19 protein-coding genes are annotated in these 19,938 nt (G+C 56.1%); 9 read left to right on the top strand and 10 right to left on the bottom strand.

The window, feature by feature from the left end; translation table 11 throughout:
- Positions 1-3: 3 nt before the first annotated feature.
- Positions 4-198 carry a hypothetical protein gene (locus tag SYNCC9902_RS07040; protein ID WP_011360190.1) on the bottom strand — a complete coding sequence of 65 codons (195 nt, stop codon included), beginning with the start codon at positions 196-198 and terminating at the stop codon, positions 4-6.
- A 44-nt stretch (positions 199-242) separates the two neighbouring features.
- Here SYNCC9902_RS07040 and SYNCC9902_RS07035 point away from each other — a divergent pair, with 44 nt between their 5' ends.
- Together SYNCC9902_RS07035 and SYNCC9902_RS07030 are read left to right on the top strand one after the other, a co-directional pair.
- Positions 243-2,057, top strand: a complete 1,815-nt coding sequence (locus SYNCC9902_RS07035; protein ID WP_049749487.1) for an ABC transporter ATP-binding protein — start codon at positions 243-245, stop codon at positions 2,055-2,057.
- Between the two features lie 61 nt (positions 2,058-2,118).
- Entirely contained in the window at positions 2,119-4,218 is a 2,100-nt protein-coding gene (locus tag SYNCC9902_RS07030; RefSeq protein WP_011360188.1) for a cation:proton antiporter, read from the top strand.
- A 131-nt stretch (positions 4,219-4,349) separates the two neighbouring features.
- Here SYNCC9902_RS07030 and psbP read toward each other — a convergent pair whose 3' ends face one another.
- The gene (gene psbP, locus SYNCC9902_RS07025) at positions 4,350-4,928 is read right to left on the bottom strand and encodes a photosystem II reaction center PsbP (protein ID WP_011360187.1); all 579 of its coding nucleotides are present in this window, start codon (positions 4,926-4,928) and stop codon (positions 4,350-4,352) included.
- 55 nt (positions 4,929-4,983) lie between these two features.
- On the opposite strand from psbP, the gene recR reads away from it, so the two are divergent.
- Both recR and lipA read left to right on the top strand, forming a co-directional pair.
- Positions 4,984-5,562, top strand: coding sequence for a recombination mediator RecR (gene recR / locus SYNCC9902_RS07020; RefSeq protein ID WP_011360186.1), 579 nt, complete (start codon positions 4,984-4,986; stop codon positions 5,560-5,562).
- 73 nt (positions 5,563-5,635) lie between these two features.
- Positions 5,636-6,535 (top strand): lipoyl synthase, encoded by a 900-nt coding sequence (gene lipA, locus SYNCC9902_RS07015; protein ID WP_011360185.1) that lies wholly within the window; start codon positions 5,636-5,638, stop codon positions 6,533-6,535.
- Here lipA and SYNCC9902_RS07010 read toward each other — a convergent pair.
- The 7 genes from SYNCC9902_RS07010 to lysA are packed head-to-tail and all read right to left on the bottom strand — an operon-like array spanning position 6,520 to position 13,067.
- Positions 6,520-7,017, bottom strand: a complete 498-nt coding sequence (locus tag SYNCC9902_RS07010; protein WP_011360184.1) for a hypothetical protein — start codon at positions 7,015-7,017, stop codon at positions 6,520-6,522. The genes lipA and SYNCC9902_RS07010 overlap by 16 nt on opposite strands.
- 59 nt (positions 7,018-7,076) lie before the next feature.
- Positions 7,077-8,048, bottom strand: a complete 972-nt coding sequence (locus tag SYNCC9902_RS07005) for a DUF952 domain-containing protein (RefSeq protein ID WP_011360183.1) — start codon at positions 8,046-8,048, stop codon at positions 7,077-7,079.
- Positions 8,049-8,084: 36 nt separating this feature from the next.
- Entirely contained in the window at positions 8,085-9,002 is a 918-nt protein-coding gene (locus SYNCC9902_RS07000; protein ID WP_011360182.1) for a rhodanese-related sulfurtransferase, read from the bottom strand.
- A gap of 54 nt (positions 9,003-9,056) precedes the next feature.
- On the bottom strand, positions 9,057-10,058 hold the full coding sequence (gene bioB, locus SYNCC9902_RS06995; RefSeq protein ID WP_011360181.1) for a biotin synthase BioB: 1,002 nt from the start codon (positions 10,056-10,058) through the stop codon (positions 9,057-9,059).
- Positions 10,055-10,837, bottom strand: coding sequence for an isoprenyl transferase (locus SYNCC9902_RS06990; protein ID WP_011360180.1), 783 nt, complete (start codon positions 10,835-10,837; stop codon positions 10,055-10,057). Before SYNCC9902_RS06990 ends, bioB begins: the two co-directional genes overlap by 4 nt.
- Positions 10,834-11,664, bottom strand: coding sequence for a diadenylate cyclase CdaA (gene cdaA / locus SYNCC9902_RS06985; protein ID WP_011360179.1), 831 nt, complete (start codon positions 11,662-11,664; stop codon positions 10,834-10,836). The genes SYNCC9902_RS06990 and cdaA overlap by 4 nt, the downstream gene beginning before the upstream one ends.
- A 23-nt stretch (positions 11,665-11,687) precedes the next feature.
- Positions 11,688-13,067 (bottom strand): diaminopimelate decarboxylase, encoded by a 1,380-nt coding sequence (gene lysA, locus SYNCC9902_RS06980; RefSeq protein ID WP_011360178.1) that lies wholly within the window; start codon positions 13,065-13,067, stop codon positions 11,688-11,690.
- A gap of 57 nt (positions 13,068-13,124) precedes the next feature.
- On the opposite strand from lysA, the gene rimI reads away from it, so the two are divergent.
- From rimI to SYNCC9902_RS06955, 5 genes are all read left to right on the top strand, one after another.
- Positions 13,125-13,568 (top strand): ribosomal protein S18-alanine N-acetyltransferase, encoded by a 444-nt coding sequence (gene rimI / locus SYNCC9902_RS06975; protein WP_011360177.1) that lies wholly within the window; start codon positions 13,125-13,127, stop codon positions 13,566-13,568.
- 193 nt (positions 13,569-13,761) lie between these two features.
- Complete coding sequence (locus tag SYNCC9902_RS06970) at positions 13,762-16,293, top strand: ATP-dependent Clp protease ATP-binding subunit (RefSeq protein WP_011360176.1); 2,532 nt, start codon at positions 13,762-13,764, stop codon at positions 16,291-16,293.
- Positions 16,293-17,393, top strand: coding sequence for an iron-containing alcohol dehydrogenase family protein (locus tag SYNCC9902_RS06965; RefSeq protein WP_011360175.1), 1,101 nt, complete (start codon positions 16,293-16,295; stop codon positions 17,391-17,393). Before SYNCC9902_RS06970 ends, SYNCC9902_RS06965 begins: the two co-directional genes overlap by 1 nt.
- On the top strand, positions 17,390-18,256 hold the full coding sequence (locus SYNCC9902_RS06960; RefSeq protein ID WP_011360174.1) for an alpha/beta fold hydrolase: 867 nt from the start codon (positions 17,390-17,392) through the stop codon (positions 18,254-18,256). Before SYNCC9902_RS06965 ends, SYNCC9902_RS06960 begins: the two co-directional genes overlap by 4 nt.
- The gene (locus SYNCC9902_RS06955) at positions 18,249-18,872 is read left to right on the top strand and encodes an LmeA family phospholipid-binding protein (RefSeq protein WP_011360173.1); all 624 of its coding nucleotides are present in this window, start codon (positions 18,249-18,251) and stop codon (positions 18,870-18,872) included. Before SYNCC9902_RS06960 ends, SYNCC9902_RS06955 begins: the two co-directional genes overlap by 8 nt.
- Positions 18,873-18,931: 59 nt before the next feature.
- Here the strand turns inward: SYNCC9902_RS06955 and SYNCC9902_RS06950 are convergent, their stop codons facing one another.
- Positions 18,932-19,837: a phosphatidate cytidylyltransferase gene (locus SYNCC9902_RS06950; RefSeq protein ID WP_011360172.1), complete on the bottom strand. Its 906-nt coding sequence runs from the start codon at positions 19,835-19,837 to the stop codon at positions 18,932-18,934.
- Positions 19,838-19,938: the final 101 nt, after the last annotated feature.

The raw sequence follows: 19,938 nt of genomic DNA, 5'->3' as shown, positions 1-19,938 counted from the left end.
GCGTTAGGCCTGGTTTTCCAGCAGCTCCATCACGACGTCTTGGTGGCTAAGGCGATCAAGGTGACCTCGGCGTCGATCAACATCCTTGTTGATGATTGACCCGAGCAAACTCGATTGAGGCAAAACTGCTTTAAGTCCATGGCGCTTTTGTCGCGCCAGGTAACGGTGAAAGCGGTTGAACGACCTGGAACGGTTCATTGCAACTCCTTCGGTTGTTCTCCCGTTGTACACCCACTTTTGTGTTGAAAACCGTGGCGAAAACAACTCTCAGCGAAGCTTCCGTTCAAGCCGCTCCGTTGAGACGTTTAATTCGTCATCTGGAGCCCCAGCGCCGCTTGGTTTTTGCGGCGATGAGTTGCTCCGTTCTCAACAAGCTGTTTGATCTTGCTCCACCAGCCTTGATTGGTTTGGCGGTGGATGTGGTGGTGCGTGGCAAGCAGTCTCTGCTTGCTGGCTATGGCATTCATTCGGTGTCGCATCAGCTGTGGGTGCTTGCTTTTCTCACCTTCGTGATTTGGGCTGCCGAATCAATTTTTGAATATCAGTACGACGTTCTTTGGCGCAACCTGGCCCAGAGCACTCAACACAGCCTTCGCCTCGAGGCCTACGACCATCTGCAAAAGCTTGAACTGGCATTTTTTGAGCAAGACAGCAGTGGTCGTTTGCTTTCTGTTCTCAACGACGACATCAACCAACTCGAGCGTTTTCTCGACCGTGGGGCGAATCAGATACTGCAGCTGATCACCACCGTGACGGTGGTTGGAATCGGCATGGTGGTGGTGGCCCCAGAAGTGGCGCTGTTCGCCTTTTTGCCCATCCCAGTGATCCTGTGGGGATCGATGCGGTTTCAGCATCAGCTTGCCCCCCGTTATCGCGAGGTGCGCGCCCGGGCCGGGGATCTTTCAGCCCGCTTGGCGAACAATTTGGGCGGCATGCTCACGATTAAAAGTTTTACGGCCGAGCCGTTGGAGCTTGCACGGTTACGCAAGGAAAGTGAGGCCTATCGCGATAGCAATGCCAAGGCCATTCGCCTGTCTGCGGCATTCATTCCGTTGATTCGCTTTGCGATTCTGTTTGCCTTCCTCGCCATTCTTCTGATCGGTGGCTTTCAGGCTGTGGCTGGTCAGTTAGCTGTCGGCACCTACAGCGTTTTGGTGTTCATCACTCAACGCCTGCTTTGGCCGCTCACGGCCTTAGGTCGCACCCTGGATGAGTACCAACGTTCGATGGCCTCAACCCAGCGAGTGCTGGATCTCATTGATGCTCCCGTCACCATTCATGGTGGCTCTCTTCCGTTGCCCACCACGAATGTGCGGGGGGATCTGCGTTTTGAAGATGTGCAGTTCGCTTACTCCGGGCGTGAGGTGTTGCTCCATGGTTTCAATCTCACGGTTCCAGCCGGCACAACCCTCGGCATCGTTGGCTCCACGGGGTCTGGCAAAAGCACGGTGGTGAAACTGTTGCTACGCCTCTATGAGCATTCCGCCGGTCGCATTCTTTTGGATGGTTTTCCGATTGAGTCGCTGCGGATGGAGGATCTGCGTCGCTCAATCGCCTTGGTGAGTCAAGACACTTACCTCTTTCACGGCACGGTGGCGGAAAATATCGCCTATGGGATGGTTGATCCGCGGCCCGATGAGATTGAGCGGGCGGCACGGTTGGCGGAAGCTGCTGGATTTATTGATGGATTGCCCCAGGGGTACGACACCTTGGTGGGAGAGCGGGGGCAACGCTTGTCGGGTGGTCAGCGTCAGAGGATTGCTTTAGCCCGCGCCATTCTCAAAGATGCTCCGGTGCTGGTGCTCGATGAAGCCACCGCAGCGGTCGATAACGACACCGAAGCCGCGATTCAGCGATCTTTGGAACGCATCACCAAGAACCGCACCACCGTCGTGATTGCCCATCGCTTAAGCACCGTGCGCCATGCCGATCGGATCGTGGTGATGGAGAACGGAAGGATCGTGGAGCAGGGTTGCCACGACGAGTTGCTCGCCATGGGCGGGGTCTATCAAAACCTTTGGCAGGTGCAGGCGGGTGAACGGCTTTTCGCTTCCTGAACAGGGCGTTGTGTCCTAAGTCAATGGGGAGCATGCTGGCGTTCTGATCGGCAACAACTCGATGGCCATGCAGGCATCGGTGGAGCACGTCTTCCACCATCCACTCGGGGTGTTTGCCCTCCTGGTTGCCATCAGTGCAGCCGTTCCACCGTTGATTCGGCGGGTGGGTCTACCCGATTTGGTCGGACTGCTGGCCGCAGGGATTTTGGTGGGACCCCATGCCTTGGGCTGGGTGGATAGCGGCAGTGAAACCGTGCGGTTGTTGTCCGATCTCGGTGCGGTTTATTTGTTGTTCACGATGGGGTTGGAGATCGACCTGGAGGAGTTCAACCGGGTGAAGCGTCGATCGTTCATTTATGGCTTGTTGATTCTGCTGATTGGGATTGGTACCGGCGTCACGATTGGTCTGTTGGCAGGCTTTGCCTCGGTGTCGTGCCTTCTGCTCGGCGCACTGATGGCTACCCATACGCCGCTGGGCTATCCGATTGTGCGCAGCTATGGCGCCCAAAAAGATGAGGCGGTGGTGGTGAGTGTGGGGAGCACGATCTTTACCGACATCGTCGCCCTGTTGTTACTGGCCGTGGGCTTGGGTTTAGGCCAGGGCAACCTCAGCGGGATGGATCTCAGCTTGTTGCTGTTGCGGATTGGTGGTTTTGCCCTGCTGGTGGTTGTTGCGATTCGGTGGTTGGGCCGACGCTTGATTTTGCGGGGAATCAACGACGAAAACAGGATGGTGCTCGCGGTGATGGTGGCGCTGTTCCTCGCCTCCCTTGGCGCTGAGTTGGCCGGCGTTGAAAAAATTGTGGGTGCGTTTTTGGCGGGTTTGGCGGTGAACTCCGTCTTGCCAGAAGGGCGTGTGAAAGAACAGGTGATCTTCCTCGGCGGCGTGCTGTTTATTCCAATCTTTTTCATCGATCTGGGCTTGTTGTTGGACCTCGGCAGCCTTGGTGAGAGCTTCAGGGATTTTCGCTTCACCGCTTTAATGCTCGTGGGTGCGATTGGGGGAAAGGGCCTCGCGTCTTGGATCAGCGGCAAGTTGTTTGGCTATCGGCGGCCCCAAATCTTGATGATGTGGTCGCTCACGATGCCGAAGGTGGCAGCAACGTTGGCGACTGCTTTCATTGGTTATCAGGCTGGTCTGCTGAATCAGACCGTGCTGAATAGCGTTTTGGCCGTCATGGTGGTGACGGCCACCTTGGGGCCGATCCTGACGGAACGCTCGGTGAAGCGGCTCATGGATGCTCCGCTTGGCATGGTTCCCACCAGTTTTGGGGAGGAAGCCGCCGTTCTGGATGGGGTGAGTGAGGTGGTGCAACGGCCGCTGCGAATTGTGGTGCCTGTGGCAAACCCAGGTACCGAACAGGGTTTACTTGGGATGGCGGCCCGCTTGGTGCGTGGTTCTGCGGGGGGGGAAGGCCTGTTGTTGCCGTTGGCTCTGGTGAATCCCAGCCTGGAAGAGTTGCGAGGTGGCCTTACGCGTGCGGTGGCCGCGGCACGGGGCCGACTAGTGACGGCCGAAGCGATTGGCACCGAGCTCTCCGTGCCAACACGAACCCTGCTGCGTCTGGATGAGGACATCCCGGGAGGGATGAGTCGGTCGGCGTTGGAGCAGGGGGCCGATTTGTTGTTGATTGGAGCGGGACGTACTGATCAACTGCGGGCTTGGTTGATGGGGGACATCGTGGATGGTGTGTGTCGCACCGCCCACTGCCCTGTTGTTGTGGTGAATGTGGGACGAGAACCCCAACAACCTTTGGGACGAATTTTGGTGCCTATAAAAGATCTTTCCGCGAGTGCTCGCGAACAGTTTGAGTTAGCCCTACGTGTGATTAATTCTTCCCCGAATTTGCATCGAACGAGGATCACTCTGCTGCACGTCCATGATCCTCGTTCTGATCATCAAGATCGAACCTGGATGGAAGAGCAACTGATTCGTTGGCGACCAGCTGCTATCCCGGCAGAGCGCTTTCACACGGTGTTAGTGCGTGGACCGGGTATTGATGGAGCGATTCATCGCTTAAGTCGAGAGCATGATTTGGTGATTTTGCGTACGCAGCGCCGTCGTGTAGCCGGTCTTCCGATTCCAGGTAGCGATCGCACGAGCAAGCTCATCAAACAGCTGCCCTGTGCATCAATGGTGATTAGTGATCCAGTAACTTAAAAAATCAAAACAGAATTATTGGTATAAAGATCTTATTTTTTGGTTTGCCTGAAAAAGATATTTAGTCGCAAATTTTGTGGAATTGAAAGAGGCTGTAGAGGTGATGTTTATTCAGTTTCTTTTGATCTGGCTCATATCAGGAGGTTGAGGGAGTGCGTTACGCGGTTGCAAAGATCCTGCACCTTTGGCCAGCGCTCTTCATTGGTGCTGGTGGCCAGTGTGTACAGCCTGCCGCGATCCACCACCACCGTGGCGAGTTCATGCCGGTCGCGATCCTCCAAGTGCACCGCATATTCCAGGTCGTAGAAGGTGTGGCCGTTCACCTCGCGTTCACCAGCCTCAACCAATTCAGCGGTTCGGCCGCTTCCAGCGGTGGCGATCACTTCGCGACGTAACCGTTCGCCTACGGCAACAGCGCTGCCCAGTTCAGTGAGGTCGTTGTTTTCATCCACCGTGTTCACCATGAGGCTCACGGTTTCATCGCTGTGGATCAGGTCGTGAAACACCACCCGCGGCCCATTGCTCACCTGCACCTGGGTCCAACCCGTTGGATAGAGGAAGGCGAAACGGCCATCGGGGCTTTGGTACGACTGCAGCCCTGCAGTTGGTCCTGCAGCGCAAGCCCCCAACGTGAACGCCAGCGCAACGCAGGCGATCAAGCGGGTGAGCGATCGGAGCAGCCGCATCAGAACCAGAACAAGTTCAACCATTCTGCCTAGAGTTGCCCCCAGTAGCGCCAGATTCCTGAGCGGCTTTACTCGACCGTTGGCGCGGCTGATTGATCAGTTTCAGCGTTTGCCTGGTATTGGCCCGCGCACGGCGCAACGCCTTGCCCTGCATTTGCTCAACCAGCCCGAAGATCAGGTTCAGCAATTTGCAGACGCTTTGTTGGCGGCCCGCTCTCAAGTTGGCCAGTGCCAGAGCTGTTTTCACCTCTCTGCCGATCCCCTCTGTGAGATTTGCAGCAAACCGGAACGTAACAACGGTTTGATTTGTGTTGTGGCTGATTCGCGGGATTTATTGGCCTTGGAACGCACGCGGGAGTTCAAGGGGCAATATCACGTGCTCGGTGGTTTGATTTCTCCGATGGATGGCATCGGCCCGGAGTTGTTGCATATCAAGCCCTTGATCGAGCGCATCGCTAAGGATGGGATCAGTGAAGTGATCTTGGCGCTGACGCCCAGCGTTGAAGGAGACACCACAAGTTTGTATCTGGCACGGTTGATGAAGCCCTTTTGCCCCGTTAGCCGGATCGCCTATGGCTTGCCGATGGGGAGCGAACTCGAATACGCCGATGAGGTCACCCTCAGCAGGGCCCTCGAAGGCCGCCGCCCGATGGATTGATCATGCGGACCCCAGCAGATCGGCTTCAAATTTCCGTTTCGCTCACCAGACTGGCCGCAGGTGGTGATTTGAGATGAGCCAATACTCCTCGATTGCGCCGTCGGAACGGCTGCCGGAGTGGTTGCGTCGGCCGATTGGTAACGCCTCGCAATTGGAGCGCGTGCAAGGGTTGGTTAAGGAGAATCGCCTGCACACCATCTGTGAGGAAGGGCGCTGTCCGAACCGCGGTGAGTGTTATGCGGCCGGAACGGCAACGTTTCTCTTGGGCGGTTCGATCTGCACGCGCAGCTGCGCCTTCTGTCAGGTGGAGAAGGGCCGTGCGCCCATGGCTGTCGATCCAGCTGAGGCCGAACGGGTGGCCGATGCCGTTGAGTCGATGGGCCTTCGATATGTGGTGCTCACGGCCGTTGCCCGTGATGATCTTTCCGATCACGGCGCCAACCTGTTCACCAGCACGATGGCAGCGATTCGGGCCCGTAATCCGTTCATTTTGATCGAAGTGCTCACCCCTGATTTTTGGGGCGGTGTAGCGGATGCCGATCGTGCCGTGGTAGCCCAACGGGAACGGCTCAGCACGGTCCTTGCGGCTGAGCCGGTCTGCTTCAACCACAACCTCGAAACGGTGGAGCGGTTGCAAGGCGAGGTGCGTCGCGGAGCTACCTACCAACGCTCGTTGGCCTTGCTCGCGGCATCCCGTGAGTTGGCACCGTCCACCCCCACTAAATCAGGCTTGATGTTGGGTTTGGGTGAAACGCGAGAGGAAGTGATTGCTGCGATGCACGATCTCCGTGCGGTGGATTGTCAGCGCCTCACCCTGGGCCAATATTTACGGCCTTCTTTGGCTCACTTGCCCGTGCAGCGCTATTGGACTCCCGAGGAATTCGATGAGTTGGGGGAGGTTGCTCAATCGCTGGGTTTTGCCCAGGTGCGCAGCGGTCCCTTGGTGCGGAGTAGCTATCACGCTGCGGATTGATCCCAGCCGCGAATGCTGCGCTGCAGCACGGTCTCCACGGTCCCAGTCATCAACGCTCCGGCCCCTCCCCAGATCATCCGGAGCGGCAAATCCCACAGCGCAGCTTCCACCTCCCGCACGGTGTTGAAGCCGCGTTGTTCGAAATAACGCTTGAGTCGTCGATGTTGCCGTTCGTCATCACGGATGGCCAAGAGTCGGGCTTGGCGGCATGGGGTGTTCTCCAAGGCCCAGGCCATCGTGGCGGCCCAGATCAGATCCCCAACTCCCACCGATCGGGAGGGAATCACCCGCATCGTGTCGAGTTGAAGGCCCTTTTCGGCGTTGTAAGCCCAGCCCTTCATCTCACCCAACAGCTGGACGCGCGACGCATCGATCGGACGCGCCACCACCATCCGCAAACTCCACTGGCCGAGCGGACGTCCGACTTGTACTCGCAGTAGCAAGCCACGGTCACGGGCCTGTGCTTCTAAGTGCTCAAGCATCAGGCTCGGGAGTGATCAAACCATCATCACCGCAGCAGATCACTCGGTTGAGGCGCTGGTTAGCCATCGCTGCCGTAGGGAGTGATCGAACGCACGGCTTCGATTGGCAGGGGACCATACAGATGTGGGAAGAGTTCGCCGGTCGGGACGGCATCGGCCCGAAGTGGTGCGGTCAAGCGTTTTGGGTCGATCTCCAACAGCAACACATCCCCTGCATCGGCGTAAAAGCGTTCAAATGTTTTCGCCACCTGCTCTTGCCATGAGCAGTGGATGAATCCCACCTGGTCCAAGCGCATGCCTCTTGTAGACCATTGATATTTGCTGGTGTCTTGAGCTTGCTCCCAGTCGTCCTTTAGGGCGAGGTGAAACAGGGGTTCATCGAGGGGTACGGCGGTGGCATCGGCTGGAAATAAGGGCTGTAGGCCCCCCGCACACCAGGGGTCGGCGCGTTGCATTAAGCGTTCGAAGCTTGGATCCTCCAGAAATCGATTCAGCCATACGCGCAGCGGTCCCAGCTCCCCATTGGCCTCAAATCCGTCCGGGTCGGCAAGACGCCACTGACGCACAAACGGCCACAGGGCAGCATCCGCTAGGGAGATGGCCGGTCCGAGTAGCCAAGGGTGTTGCTCAAGTCGTTGGCTCCAGCCGACAAGAATGCGGAGCCCGGCATCACGATGCTCATCTCGGCTTTCACCGGGGTAGCGGTCGGTGTACTTGAACCGATCCAGATGGTGTTTAAACACCTCATCGTTCTCGGAGATCAAAGCTGGAGCATCATCCCTGAGGAGCAACCCGCGGGGATCGGCTTGGGCCAGGGCCCAGCGCATCACCGCTTCGCTTTCGTCGATCACTGTGCCATCGGGCAGCACCATGACCGGCACCGTTCCCTTGGCAGAGCACTCCAGCATCTCCACTGGTTTTCGCTTCAGTTCGATTTCTCGCCAATGCACCACCAGGCCTGCTTCGAGCACGGCCCAGCGGGCCCGCATCGCAAAAGGGCAACGGCGGAAGCTGTAAAGGATTGGCAGCATGAATTGCTCCTGATGGAAGTAAGCGTTGGCGATCGCTTAAGTCGGCGTCTGATCGAATTGCTGTTGCCGCATCAAGAAGCGGGCCCGGTCTGATTCGCTGAAGCGATCTATGCAATGGATGCACTGCACACCTTTGATGTAGCTCGGGTCGGCGCGATCGCTGGGTGAAAGCGGAAGGCCACAGGCATGGCACAGGCTGTGCACACCGGGTTCCAGCTGATGGTTGAGGGCAACGCGCTGGTCGAAGACGAAACACTCGCCCTGCCATCGGCTTTCCTGTTCTGGGATCTCCCCGAGATAGTTGAGGATGCCGCCGCGGAGGTGGAGAACCTCACCAAATCCGTTGCTTTGTAAGTAGCTGCTTGCTTTTTCGCAGCGGATCCCCCCGGTGCAAAACATGGCGATTCGTTTGGGTGATTGGTCGTTCATGAGGGGGCGCAAGCTTGCCTCGGCCCATGCTGGGAAGTCTCGAAAGCTCTCGGTGCTGGGGTCGAGGGAGCCCTCAAAGCTGCCGATGGCGGTTTCGTAGCTGTTGCGGGTGTCGATCACCAGGGTGTCGGGATCATCAACGAGGTCGTTCCAATCTTTGGGATCCACGTAGGTGCCAACGTTTTGCCTTGGATTCACGCTCGTCACCCCCATCGTGACGATCTCTTTTTTCGCTCTGGCCTTAAAACGACGGAACACGGCTTGATCAGCCCAGCTGCGTTTCACCTCCAGCCTTTCAAAATGCTCGCAACCCAAGGCAAGCGACGTACGCAGGCTCTGCAACAACGCTTCAACCCCCGCTTCAGGGCCGCTAATCGTGCCGTTCACCCCTTCATGGGCCACCAGAATTGAACCCAACACACTGTTTGTCATTGCCATGTCTGGCAGGTCGCTGAGAAGCGACGCACGCTGCTGTTCATTCAGCGGCGTGAAGGCATAAAAGGCAGCTACCTGCAGCCGACTCATGCTGCTGTTAACAGGGTCTTGGGCAACTTAAAGCACGTTGTCTGGGCACTTTGTTCAGGTTGATGCGGGAGCCTTGATTGCCAAGGAACTGGCGTTTTCTTGCCAGTTGGCTTGGACTCCGGCATCGGCCAACAATCGACGATCGGCCTCCACATCGGGGTTTCCTGTGGTGAGCAAGAGGTCGCCGTAAAAAATTGAATCGGCCCCCGCTTGCAAGCAGAGAATTTGCGCTTCCCGACTCAACTGCTCGCGTCCAGCACTCAAGCGAACTCGGGCGTGCGGCATCAAGATTCGCGCGGTGGCCACCATGCGAACCAATTCGAGCGGTTCAAAAGGTTGTTGCTCCTCGAGGGGCGTTCCTTCCACGGCAACTAGCCCATTCACCGGAACACTTTCTGGATGGGGGTTCATGCTCGCCAATACCTGCAGCATCGAGGCTCGATCCCGGAGGGTTTCTCCCATACCGATGATTCCACCGCTGCAGAGCGTCACGCCCGCCTTACGCACCCGTTGAAGCGTCTCTAAGCGGTCTTCATAGGTCCGCGTAGAAATGATCTTTTCGTAGTGCTCTGGGCTTGTATCGAGGTTGTGGTTGTAGGCGGTGAGGCCTGCTTCGGCGAGCCGTCCGGCCTGATCGTCCGTGAGCATTCCTGCGGTCACGCAGGCTTCCATGCCCATGCCCCGCACACCGCGCACCATCTCCAACATCGCTTCAAACTGAGCGCCGTCGCGAATTTCTCGCCAAGCCCATCCCATGCAGAACCGGTCTGCTCCAGCCTCCTTGGCGGCGCGGGCCCGCTCCAACACAGGCTCCACACGCATTTGAGCTTCGAAGCCAGACACATCGCTGCTGTTGTGGATCGACTGCGAGCAGTAGGAGCAATCCTCTTCGCATCCGCCGGTTTTGACGCTCAATAGGGAGGCCAGTTGAACGCGGTAGCCAGGGTTGGCGTCCCGATGAACGGTTTGTGCTTGCCACAGCAAATCCATCAGAGGCAATTCCAGCAGCGTTTGGATCTCTTCGGTGGTCCAGTCGTGACGGGTCGTAATGGTCATGTTGTGATTGGATCAAGCCCACCGAAGCGGCGGTTGCGCCCTTGGTAATCCAGTAGAGCTTGTTTCAGGACATCTGCGTTGAAATCGGGCCAAAACACATCCGTGACGTGGATCTCTGCGTAGGCCAACTGCCACAACAAAAAGTTGCTGATTCTGTACTCACCGCTGGTGCGGATCAGCAGGTCTGGATCCTGATCTCCAGCGGTGAAAAGCTCTCTCGCAAAGCTGTTTTCATCGATTTCCTCTGGATCGAGCGTTCCAGAGGCTGCTTGTTTGGCGAGGCGTTGGGCGGCGCGTACAAGCTCTCGGCGGCCTCCGTAATTGGTGCAAACATTGAAATGAATACCGCTGTTCTTTGCTGTTCGTTCCGTGGCTTTGTCGATGAGGTGCTGCAATTTCTCTGGAAGACCATCGAGATCACCAAGGAAGCGAATCCGCACCTGTTCTTCTTCCAACGACCGCAATTCTTTCTGCAAGACCCCCTCGAACAGGGTCATCAGAAAATTCACCTCATCCCCTGGACGGGACCAATTTTCCGTTGAAAAGGCATAGGCAGTAAGCGCTCCAATTCCCCAATCGCTGCACTGTCGCAGGGTGGATTTAAGAGCCTCAACCCCGGCTTGATGGCCAACCACCCTCGGCAATCCCCTGGCCTTGGCCCAACGACCATTGCCATCCATGATCACAGCAACATGAGCTGGTAGCCGAGCTGAATCAAGCTCCGGCGGGCAGAGCGACGAAGCGGTGAGATCGGTGCTCGTGGCCGGGGTTCGGCTCAAGTCAGCGAATCGGATGATGAGGTACCCACGGTACGCCTCGCTGGCTGTCGTGCCTCGGTATTGCTGAACAGTTCCCTTAGCAGCGTCTCTAAGCGGCTGCTGGTGATTGGTCGTTCGAGTTTTCCCTGATTGGCCAAAGAGAGAGTTCCGGTTTCCTCGGACACAACGATGCAAATGCAGCGATCGAAGCGTTCCGTAATTCCAAGGGCTGCGAGGTGCCTTGTGCCGTAACGACTCACGCTGTGACGCGATAAGGGAAGGATCACTCCAGCTGATTCAATCCGATTGCCTCGGACCAACACGGCTCCGTCATGGAGAGGTGTGTCTGCGGCAAACACGTTCAACAACAATTCTCGGCTGAGTTGGGCGCCAATGGCGACACCTGGATTGAGAAAATCTTCTGGTCGCAGGTCGCTGCCGAGATCCACCACGATTAGGGCGCCACGTCGCTGCTGAGAGAGCCGTCCGGCGGCTTCAGTGAGCTGGGCAATGGTGCCTTCAGCCGCTTTGAATTCTTTTTGGGGATTACCCAGCAAAACAGCGAGCCGCCCAGTTCCAAGGAGTTCCATCAAGCGGCGCAACTCGCCCTGCCAAAGGATGGCCAAAGACAAGGAACAGGCCAACACCAACGCATCCACCAATTGGGTGGTGAGGGGGAGGTTGGCAAATCGCTGAACAAACCAGGCTGTCGCGACAAGAAACAGATATCCCCGCAACAACCACAGGGTTCGTGCCTCACGAACCCTGGACAGCATTAAAAAACCGATGGCAGAGGCAAACAGAACGTCGAGGACGATGCGCAGGTTCTCCTCCGCGAAAACGTCCAACCTCTCCAGACTCCCCTCTTTACTTAACGTACCTTGTGGAACCGTTGCGGCAGCACGTCGTAGCGCAGCAAATCATCCGGCTGCTCTCGTTTCTGCACCAGTTCTGCAGCTCCGTCATGGACGAGTACGGCCGCTGGTCGTGGAATGCGGTTGTAGTTCGAGCTCATCGAAGCGTTGTAGGCACCGGTGGCAAATACGGCGATGACATCTCCGCTTGTGGTGCTTGGAAGAGGGAGGTCTTTGAGCAAGACATCGCCCGACTCACAATGTTTGCCGACGAGATTCACGGTTTCATCCGTTTCGGCCAACGGACGATCAGCAACACAGCAGGTGTAGAGCGATTGATAAGTAATCGGCCGTGGGTTGTCACTCATGCCGCCATCAATGGCCACGTAGGTGCGAACGCCTGGAATCGTTTTTCTTGAGCCAACGGTATACAAGGTCACCCCCGCCGTGGCAACTAAGGATCGGCCCGGTTCACACATCAGTCGGGGTAAGTCGAGGCTCCGTGCTTGGCAAGCGGCAATGACGGCTTCTGCGACCACTTGCACCCAGCGGTCGATGCTTGGTGGATCGTCGGATTTGACATAACGGATGCCAAGTCCGCCCCCCACATTGAGATCTTCAACGGGATGCCCGAGGTCGCGGGCGAGTTTGAGGGCGTCGGCCATCACCGCAGCAAGGTCACGGTGGGGCTCGAGTTCAAAAATTTGTGAGCCGATGTGGGCATGAAGTCCCGTCAATTTCGCCCAGGACTGACCAACCAATCCGCGCAGGACGGGTTCCACCTGGTCGGGATCAAAGCCAAATTTGCTGTCGAGGTGTCCCGTGCGGATGTACTCGTGCGTGTGGCATTCGATGCCAGGGGTGAATCTCAGCATCAACCGCACGGGGGCGCCGTCATGGGGAATGAGGGCTGAGAGGCGGTCGAGGTCGTGCTGGTTGTCCACCACCACGGTCACGTTGTTGTTGTAGGCAAGAAGTAGTTCTTCATCGGATTTGTTGTTGCCGTGCAACACCATCCGATTGCCTGGCATTCCGCCCCGGAGTGCAGTGAGTAATTCTCCGGCAGACACAGCATCAAGGCCGAGACCTTCAGACGCCACCAAGCTGCTCATCACAAGTGAGCTGTTGGCCTTTGAGGCATAAATCGGTAGGGATGGCCCGGGATAGTGACGCTTCAAAGCATCCCGATAGGCACGGCAAGTGCTGCGCAGGGTTGTCTCATCAAGCACGTACAACGGAGTGCCGTAGCGCTGGGCGAGATCACTTAAGAGACAGTCGCCCACGACGAGCCGATCGTCGCCATCCAATGAGGTTGTTAAGGGTGTGAGATTTCGGTTGGGACTCTCCGGATCCAGATCCGCCTCATAGGGCCTTGCATTGGTGATGGTCTGGGTCACGGATGTTGGGCAGAGGAAGGCAATGTAGGAATTGATCCTGAAACGGTCGGTTTCGGTATGGCCGTTATCACACTTGACCCATCGTGGTTGGCCGATTGCTTGGCCCTTGATCGCTGTGCTCTTCAGGGTCTTTGGACCGAAGACCAATGGCGCCGCGAATTGGAGGAGCCAAGACGCCTATGCCTTGGCTGGACTGAGGACATGTCGTTGTTAGGTGTGGCCTGTGGCTGGCTTGTCGCTGATGAATTGCATATCACGGTGGTTGCCGTCGATCCGTCCGTGAGGCGTCGGGGTCATGGCAAACGATTGTTGTCGGCTCTGTTGCAACGGGCACGGCAACAAGGTGCCATCCACGCCACTCTCGAAGTGGCCAATCACAATTCTGCTGCGATAGCCCTTTATGCAAGTGGCGGATTTCAATCCGCTGGCACTCGAACCAAGTACTACAGCGATGGAAGCGATGCCCTGATTCAGTGGTGTCGGATCAGTCCGTCGAAATAGCTACATATCATTTATTTTTGTTGTTCGGTTTCCCGTCTTCGACAGTCAAAGAAACCGTCAATTTTTTCGAGTTGGTTGTTACTTTTGTGTTGTTAAAACCCAGTCGTAGACAAGCTGGTTGGTGTTTGGATCAATTCCTCACAGGTGACACCAAGTCCTGATAGCTTGGTGTCATCTTCACATCGGCCTAGCGATGTTCGAACGGTTTACCGAGAAGGCCATCAAAGTGATCATGCTGGCCCAAGAGGAAGCTCGAAGGCTTGGTCACAACTTCGTCGGAACTGAGCAAATTTTGCTTGGTTTGATCGGCGAAGGCACAGGTGTCGCCGCCAAAGTTTTGAAGTCGATGGGCGTCAACCTCAAAGACGCTCGAATTGAAGTTGAGAAAATCATTGGGCGTGGATCGGGTTTTGTAGCGGTTGAAATTCCTTTCACACCACGTGCCAAGCGTGTCTTGGAACTCTCTTTAGAAGAAGCTCGTCAGCTTGGTCATAACTACATCGGTACAGAGCATCTCCTCCTTGGCCTGATTCGCGAGGGTGAAGGTGTTGCTGCGCGTGTTCTGGAAAATCTTGGTGTCGACCTTGCGAAGGTTCGCACTCAAGTGATCCGCATGCTGGGTGAAACCGCCGAAGTCACTGCAGGTGGCGGTGGCGGTGGTGCAAAGGGCTCCACCAAGACTCCGACGTTGGACGAGTTTGGTACCAACCTCACCCAAATGGCCACCGAGTCGAAGTTGGACCCTGTGGTGGGTCGTTACAACGAAATCGACCGTGTGATTCAAATTCTTGGTCGCCGCACCAAAAATAATCCGGTCTTAATTGGTGAACCTGGTGTTGGAAAAACTGCAATCGCGGAGGGCTTGGCCCAACGGATTCAGCAGGGTGATATCCCAGACATTCTCGAAGACAAGCGAGTGTTGACTCTGGACATCGGCTTGTTGGTGGCAGGTACGAAGTACCGAGGTGAATTTGAGGAGCGCCTCAAAAAGATCATGGAGGAGATCAAATCCGCCGGAAATGTGATTTTGGTGATCGACGAAGTTCACACCTTGATTGGTGCAGGTGCCGCTGAGGGTGCCATCGACGCCGCCAACATCCTTAAGCCGGCACTCGCTCGAGGCGAATTGCAATGCATCGGTGCCACGACCCTCGATGAGTACAGAAAACATATCGAGCGTGATGCTGCCTTAGAGCGTCGTTTTCAGCCCGTCAATGTTGGCGAACCCTCCATCGACGACACCATCGAAATTCTGAGAGGCTTGCGTGAGCGCTACGAGCAACACCATCGCCTCAAGATCACTGATGAAGCGTTAGTGGCTGCAGCAACGCTTGGTGATCGCTACATCTCCGATCGTTTCCTCCCAGATAAAGCGATTGACCTTATTGATGAAGCGGGTTCCCGGGTTCGCTTAATGAATTCCAAACTTCCTCCTGAAGCAAAGGAAGTTGATAAGGAATTGCGCACCGTCCAAAAGGACAAAGAAGACGCTGTTCGCGATCAGGATTTTGCCAAAGCTGGCGAATTACGCGAAAAAGAAGTTGAGCTGCGTGAAAAAATCCGTGCGCTGATGCAAACCAGCCGTTCTTCCTCTGAGGAAGGGTCCTCCGATGAATCAGCCGTGTCGACTCCAGCTGTTGTCGACACCACTCCAATGGTGAGTGAAGAAGATATTGCTCACATTGTGGCGTCTTGGACTGGCGTTCCTGTTCAGAAACTCACGGAAAGTGAGTCTGTGAAGTTGCTCAATATGGAGGAAACCCTTCACCAACGCTTGATTGGACAAGATGAAGCCGTCAAGGCTGTTTCGAAGGCCATCCGACGGGCGCGCGTTGGTTTGAAAAATCCAAATCGTCCCATTGCGAGCTTCATTTTCTCGGGTCCAACTGGCGTTGGAAAAACAGAGCTCACCAAGGCGCTCGCGACTTACTTCTTCGGCAGTGAAGAAGCGATGATCCGTCTGGACATGTCGGAATTTATGGAGCGTCATACCGTCAGCAAGCTGATCGGTTCTCCTCCGGGATACGTCGGTTTCAACGAAGGTGGGCAACTCACCGAGGCTGTTCGTCGTCGTCCTTACACAGTTGTGTTGTTCGACGAAATTGAGAAAGCCCATCCCGATGTGTTCAATCTCTTGCTTCAGCTGCTTGAAGATGGCCGCCTGACCGATTCAAAAGGTCGCACTGTCGACTTCAAAAATACTTTGGTCATCATGACCTCGAACATAGGTTCGAAGGTGATTGAAAAAGGTGGTGGTGGTCTTGGTTTTGAATTCTCTGGTGAAAGTGCTGAAGATTCTCAATACACAAGGATTCGTTCCCTTGTGAATGAAGAACTCAAGCAATATTTCCGCCCTGAGTTCCTTAATCGCCTCGACGAGATCATTGTCTTCCGCCAACTCAATCGAGAGGAAGTCAAAGAGATCGCCGAAATCATGCTCAAAGAAGTGTTTGGCCGCATGGGAGAGAAAGGCATCACCCTTACGGTGTCGGATGCCTTCAAGGAGCGTTTGGTGGAAGAGGGTTACAACCCCGCCTATGGCGCACGTCCGCTTCGCCGCGCCGTGATGCGTCTGCTCGAAGACTCCCTAGCCGAGGAAGTTCTGACAGGTCGCATTAAAGACGGTGACCACGCAGAAGTTGACGTGGACGAGAACAAAAAGGTTGTTGTCCGCCACAAGGGCCGTGTTGACTCTCAACCTGAGTTGGCCGGTGCTGCCGTTTGATGGTTTCGCCCATTTCTTCCCAGGCCATTGCCCCAACAACACTGTTGAGGGGGCAAGGTGCCTGGGGTGAAGCCCTGCCTTACATCACTCAGCTGTGTCAGCGCCCCTTGTTACTGGGTCGTTCCATGGCCACACAACCACTGCGAGACCAACTCAGTTCCGACCTTGAGTTCCTTGGACTCTCTGTCACAGCATCAAACCTTCGATTTGATTGCTGTGAAGTCGATCTTCATCGTCTTGCCGATGAAGCTCAATCCTGCGATGCAATCCTGGCTGCTGGTGGTGGAAAGGTTCTCGATGCAGGAAAACTTCTTGCCCATCGTCTAAAGCTGCCCTGCATCACGGTTCCGTTGAGTGCTGCCACCTGTGCAGGCTGGACAGCATTGGCCAATCTCTACACACCAGACGGTGCCTTTGAGCGCGATGTCGTGTTGGATCGTTGTCCTGACTTATTGGTGTTTGACCACGCGTTTGTACGCCAAGCACCACCGCGAACATTGGCTAGTGGAATCGCAGATGCTCTCGCGAAGTGGTACGAGGCATCTGTAAGTAGTGCGGATAGCCGTGATGGGTTGGTCCAGCAAGCGGTGCAAATGGCACGGGTGTTGCGCGACCAATTGTTGATCGACAGCCCAGTTGCTATTGCAGATTCCACCAGTGCTGCTTGGGAGCGCACCATTGAATCCTGTGGCTTAACGGCAGGGGTCATGGGAGGACTTGGTGGTGCTCGCTGCCGCACCGTCGCAGCTCATGCCGTGCACAACGGCCTGACCCAACTTTCTGCCTGCCATCACATGCTGCATGGAGAAAAGGTGGGATTTGGAATTTTGGTGCAGCTGCGTTTAGAGGAGCGTCTCGGCAACAACCGGCTTGCCGCCCAGGCCCACCGTCAGCTCAAGCCCGTTTTAGAGAGCCTCGGTCTTCCTGTGTGTCTTGATGATTTGGGTCTGGCGAACGCCAGCCCTAGCGATCTTCAAACCGTGTGTGAGTTTGCCTGTCAAGACGGTTCCGATCTTCATCATCTGCCTTTTCCGGTGACCCCTGCTGCGCTGGTCGACGCTTTGATTGGACTGTCTGAACGCAGCCCAGTGCCATCTTGAAACGTCTTCTAGAGGAGCTTCGTCCAGGCTTGTTGGATCCCCAAGCCGGTGCCCTTACCGATGCCGTCGAATGGTGGTCGCTCCCGTCCTTGGGTGTCGACGATCCCTTTCCTGTGGCGGTCTTGGGAGAGGGTGATCCCCTTCTTCTCCTGCACGGCTTCGACAGCAGCTTTTTGGAGTATCGGCGCTTGGCGCCATTGTTATCCGGTCGTTTTCAACTGATCATTCCGGATCTATTTGGTTTTGGTTTTTCGCCTCGCCCCCTCACTGCCACCTACGGCACTGAGCCGGTCATGCTGCATTTGGAAGCTCTTCTAAACAAGTTGCCATCATCGGGCCCTGTATCGGTGATTGGTGCATCAATGGGAGGCTCGGTGGCCGTGGAACTGGCTCGTCGTGTTCCCGAGCGGGTGCGGTCACTGTTGCTCCTTGCCCCCGCTGGCTTGTCGGGTCGGCGCATGCCCGTGCCACCTCTCCTTGATCGTTTTGGAGCTTGGTTCTTGAGTCGGCCTGGGGTGCGGCGTGGGCTGTGTCGACAGGCCTTTGCTGATCCCGACTCCTCGGTGGGAGCCGCGGAAGAACAAATTGCGTCACTCCATCTTCAATGTCCCGGTTGGGCCCAAGCTTTGGCAGCCTTTGCCCGCGGCGGTGGCTTCGCTGGCAGTGGTTCGCCCTTACCGTCTCAACCACTCCATGTGATCTGGGGTGCGCAGGACAGAATTCTGCGGGAACCGCAAAAGCGGGCTGCCCTTGAGATTCTGGCTGAGCCCGTGGAAACGTTTGAAGACTGTGGGCATTTGCCACACCTCGATCACCCCCAACGCGTTGCCGAGCGCTGTTTCACTTTTTTTGACCATGGCTGACCCTTTAATGACGCTTCTGGCTGGAGCTCTAAAGCTTTGGGTCCGTAGTCGTTGTGATCGGCTCGGCAGTTTGGACCTCACCCTCCATGGATCAGCATTCACGTTGATGCGTGGTCGCCTTGAAGGGGTCACATTGAAGGCCCGTGATGTGGGGTTTAAGGGCTTGCCACTTCAGCATGTTCAACTCCGCAGTGGTCCGATCACTGTGGATGTGAATGTGCTTAGTCCTGGGCAAAGGCTGGCTCTCCAGCACACTTTTCAAGTGGAGGGAGATGTGTCGATCAGTGGCGGTGCATTGAACGATGCCTTGCTGGCGGAGCCATGGCGTTGGCTTGGTGATTGGCTTGCTGAACAGCTCATGGGCCTCACAACCCTGGGTGCCTTAAACATCCAGAACGATCGAATGGAGCTCCAATCTTCAGTGGTGGCTCATCGAGAACCCGTGCGTCGTTGCTTCAAGATCGATGCCTCAGACAACACGTTGCGGTTTCGATCACACGATTCTGAGGATGCCTCATCAATGCTGCTGCCGATGGATCCTGGTATCAAAATCACCCATGCGTCTCTTCAGGGGGGACAACTCCATCTCCAAGGTTGTGCTGATGTCACACCTTGATTGATACACCTTGATCGTTAATCGTGATCTTTGTCCTTTGCGCAAGGAGGCTCCTAGGTTCATCGAACCAGTAGAGGCTGAATCAGCGCCACGACGTAATACACCACGGCTGGGGTGAACAAATAACTGTCGATTCGATCGAGGATTCCACCGTGGCCGGGCAAAACATCACCGGAATCTTTGACGCCAGCGTCGCGTTTCATCATGGATTCGGTGAGGTCCCCCACCATGGCGATGAGGGCGACGAGGGCGCCAAGGAGGAGTCCGGGTAAACCGAAATAAGGCCACCCCATCACAAGGGCGCAAACCTCCCCCATGGCCATGGCACAAAGACATCCGCCTAGGGCACCTTCCACTGTTTTCCCAGGTGAGATTGGTGATAACGGACGTCTCCCCCAGCGACGTCCAAAGGCCCAGGAGCCGATGTCGCTGCACACAATCATCAGACATGCCGACAAGGTGATTGCAAGTCCACTTGTGCAGAGTTCTGAGGTGCCTGGCGTGAGTTCCACCAGCGTGAGATTCCGAAGCGATAGCCAGTGACTCGGTAAAAATCCCAGATAAAACAAACCAAAGATTGACGCTGCAACATCGGCGATAGAGCCAGTTACTGGCTGCAGAAGCAACCATGCACAAATGGCTGCTCCAGATATCGGCAAGACGGCTGAGGAGAGCTCTGCATGCAATCCTCCAGATACAGCTGCCCATTGGGTGCTGAATAACAGCAGTTGGCAGGCCACCAGGGTGGTTTTTGTAGCAGGACGCATCCCCTTGAATTGGGCCATGCGGAAAAATTCCAACAGGCCGAGATGCACCAGAATCCCGACGGCTGCGGTGAACCACCACCCACCAAGGCAGACAACAACGAGGCCAAAACCACCAACGGCTAATCCGCTTAACAGTCGTTTGCGTGAGGACTCTGTCGATCGTGGTTGATCAACTGATGGATAGACCTCGATGATCACCCAAACCCGTGATGACCATCAGCTTATCAACCGCTCTTCAACGCTCTCAAAGCCTTGTACTCACAGCCTCGTGTTCAAAGCTTTGTTTGGACAGCCCTCTG

This window comes from Synechococcus sp. CC9902 (genome assembly GCF_000012505.1).
Taxonomy (GTDB): domain Bacteria; phylum Cyanobacteriota; class Cyanobacteriia; order PCC-6307; family Cyanobiaceae; genus Parasynechococcus.
Note: the sequence above shows the minus strand (reverse complement) of the source record. Positions and strands in the feature narration are given on the sequence as shown.

Excerpts from the sequence above, each read along its gene's own strand:
- SYNCC9902_RS06970 (WP_011360176.1), top strand. The coding sequence starts at position 13,762 with ATGTTCGAACGGTTTACCGAGAAGGCCATCAAAGTGATCATGCTGGCC.
- rimI (WP_011360177.1), top strand. The coding sequence starts at position 13,125 with ATGGCCGTTATCACACTTGACCCATCGTGGTTGGCCGATTGCTTGGCC.
- SYNCC9902_RS06965 (WP_011360175.1), top strand. The coding sequence starts at position 16,293 with ATGGTTTCGCCCATTTCTTCCCAGGCCATTGCCCCAACAACACTGTTG.
- psbP (WP_011360187.1), bottom strand. The coding sequence starts at position 4,928 with ATGGTTGAACTTGTTCTGGTTCTGATGCGGCTGCTCCGATCGCTCACC.
- SYNCC9902_RS06955 (WP_011360173.1), top strand. The coding sequence starts at position 18,249 with ATGGCTGACCCTTTAATGACGCTTCTGGCTGGAGCTCTAAAGCTTTGG.
- SYNCC9902_RS07005 (WP_011360183.1), bottom strand. The coding sequence starts at position 8,048 with ATGCTGCCAATCCTTTACAGCTTCCGCCGTTGCCCTTTTGCGATGCGG.
- SYNCC9902_RS07000 (WP_011360182.1), bottom strand. The coding sequence starts at position 9,002 with ATGAGTCGGCTGCAGGTAGCTGCCTTTTATGCCTTCACGCCGCTGAAT.
- SYNCC9902_RS07030 (WP_011360188.1), top strand. The coding sequence starts at position 2,119 with ATGGCCATGCAGGCATCGGTGGAGCACGTCTTCCACCATCCACTCGGG.
- bioB (WP_011360181.1), bottom strand. The coding sequence starts at position 10,058 with ATGACCATTACGACCCGTCACGACTGGACCACCGAAGAGATCCAAACG.
- lipA (WP_011360185.1), top strand. The coding sequence starts at position 5,636 with ATGAGCCAATACTCCTCGATTGCGCCGTCGGAACGGCTGCCGGAGTGG.
- SYNCC9902_RS07040 (WP_011360190.1), bottom strand. The coding sequence starts at position 198 with ATGAACCGTTCCAGGTCGTTCAACCGCTTTCACCGTTACCTGGCGCGA.
- SYNCC9902_RS07010 (WP_011360184.1), bottom strand. The coding sequence starts at position 7,017 with ATGCTTGAGCACTTAGAAGCACAGGCCCGTGACCGTGGCTTGCTACTG.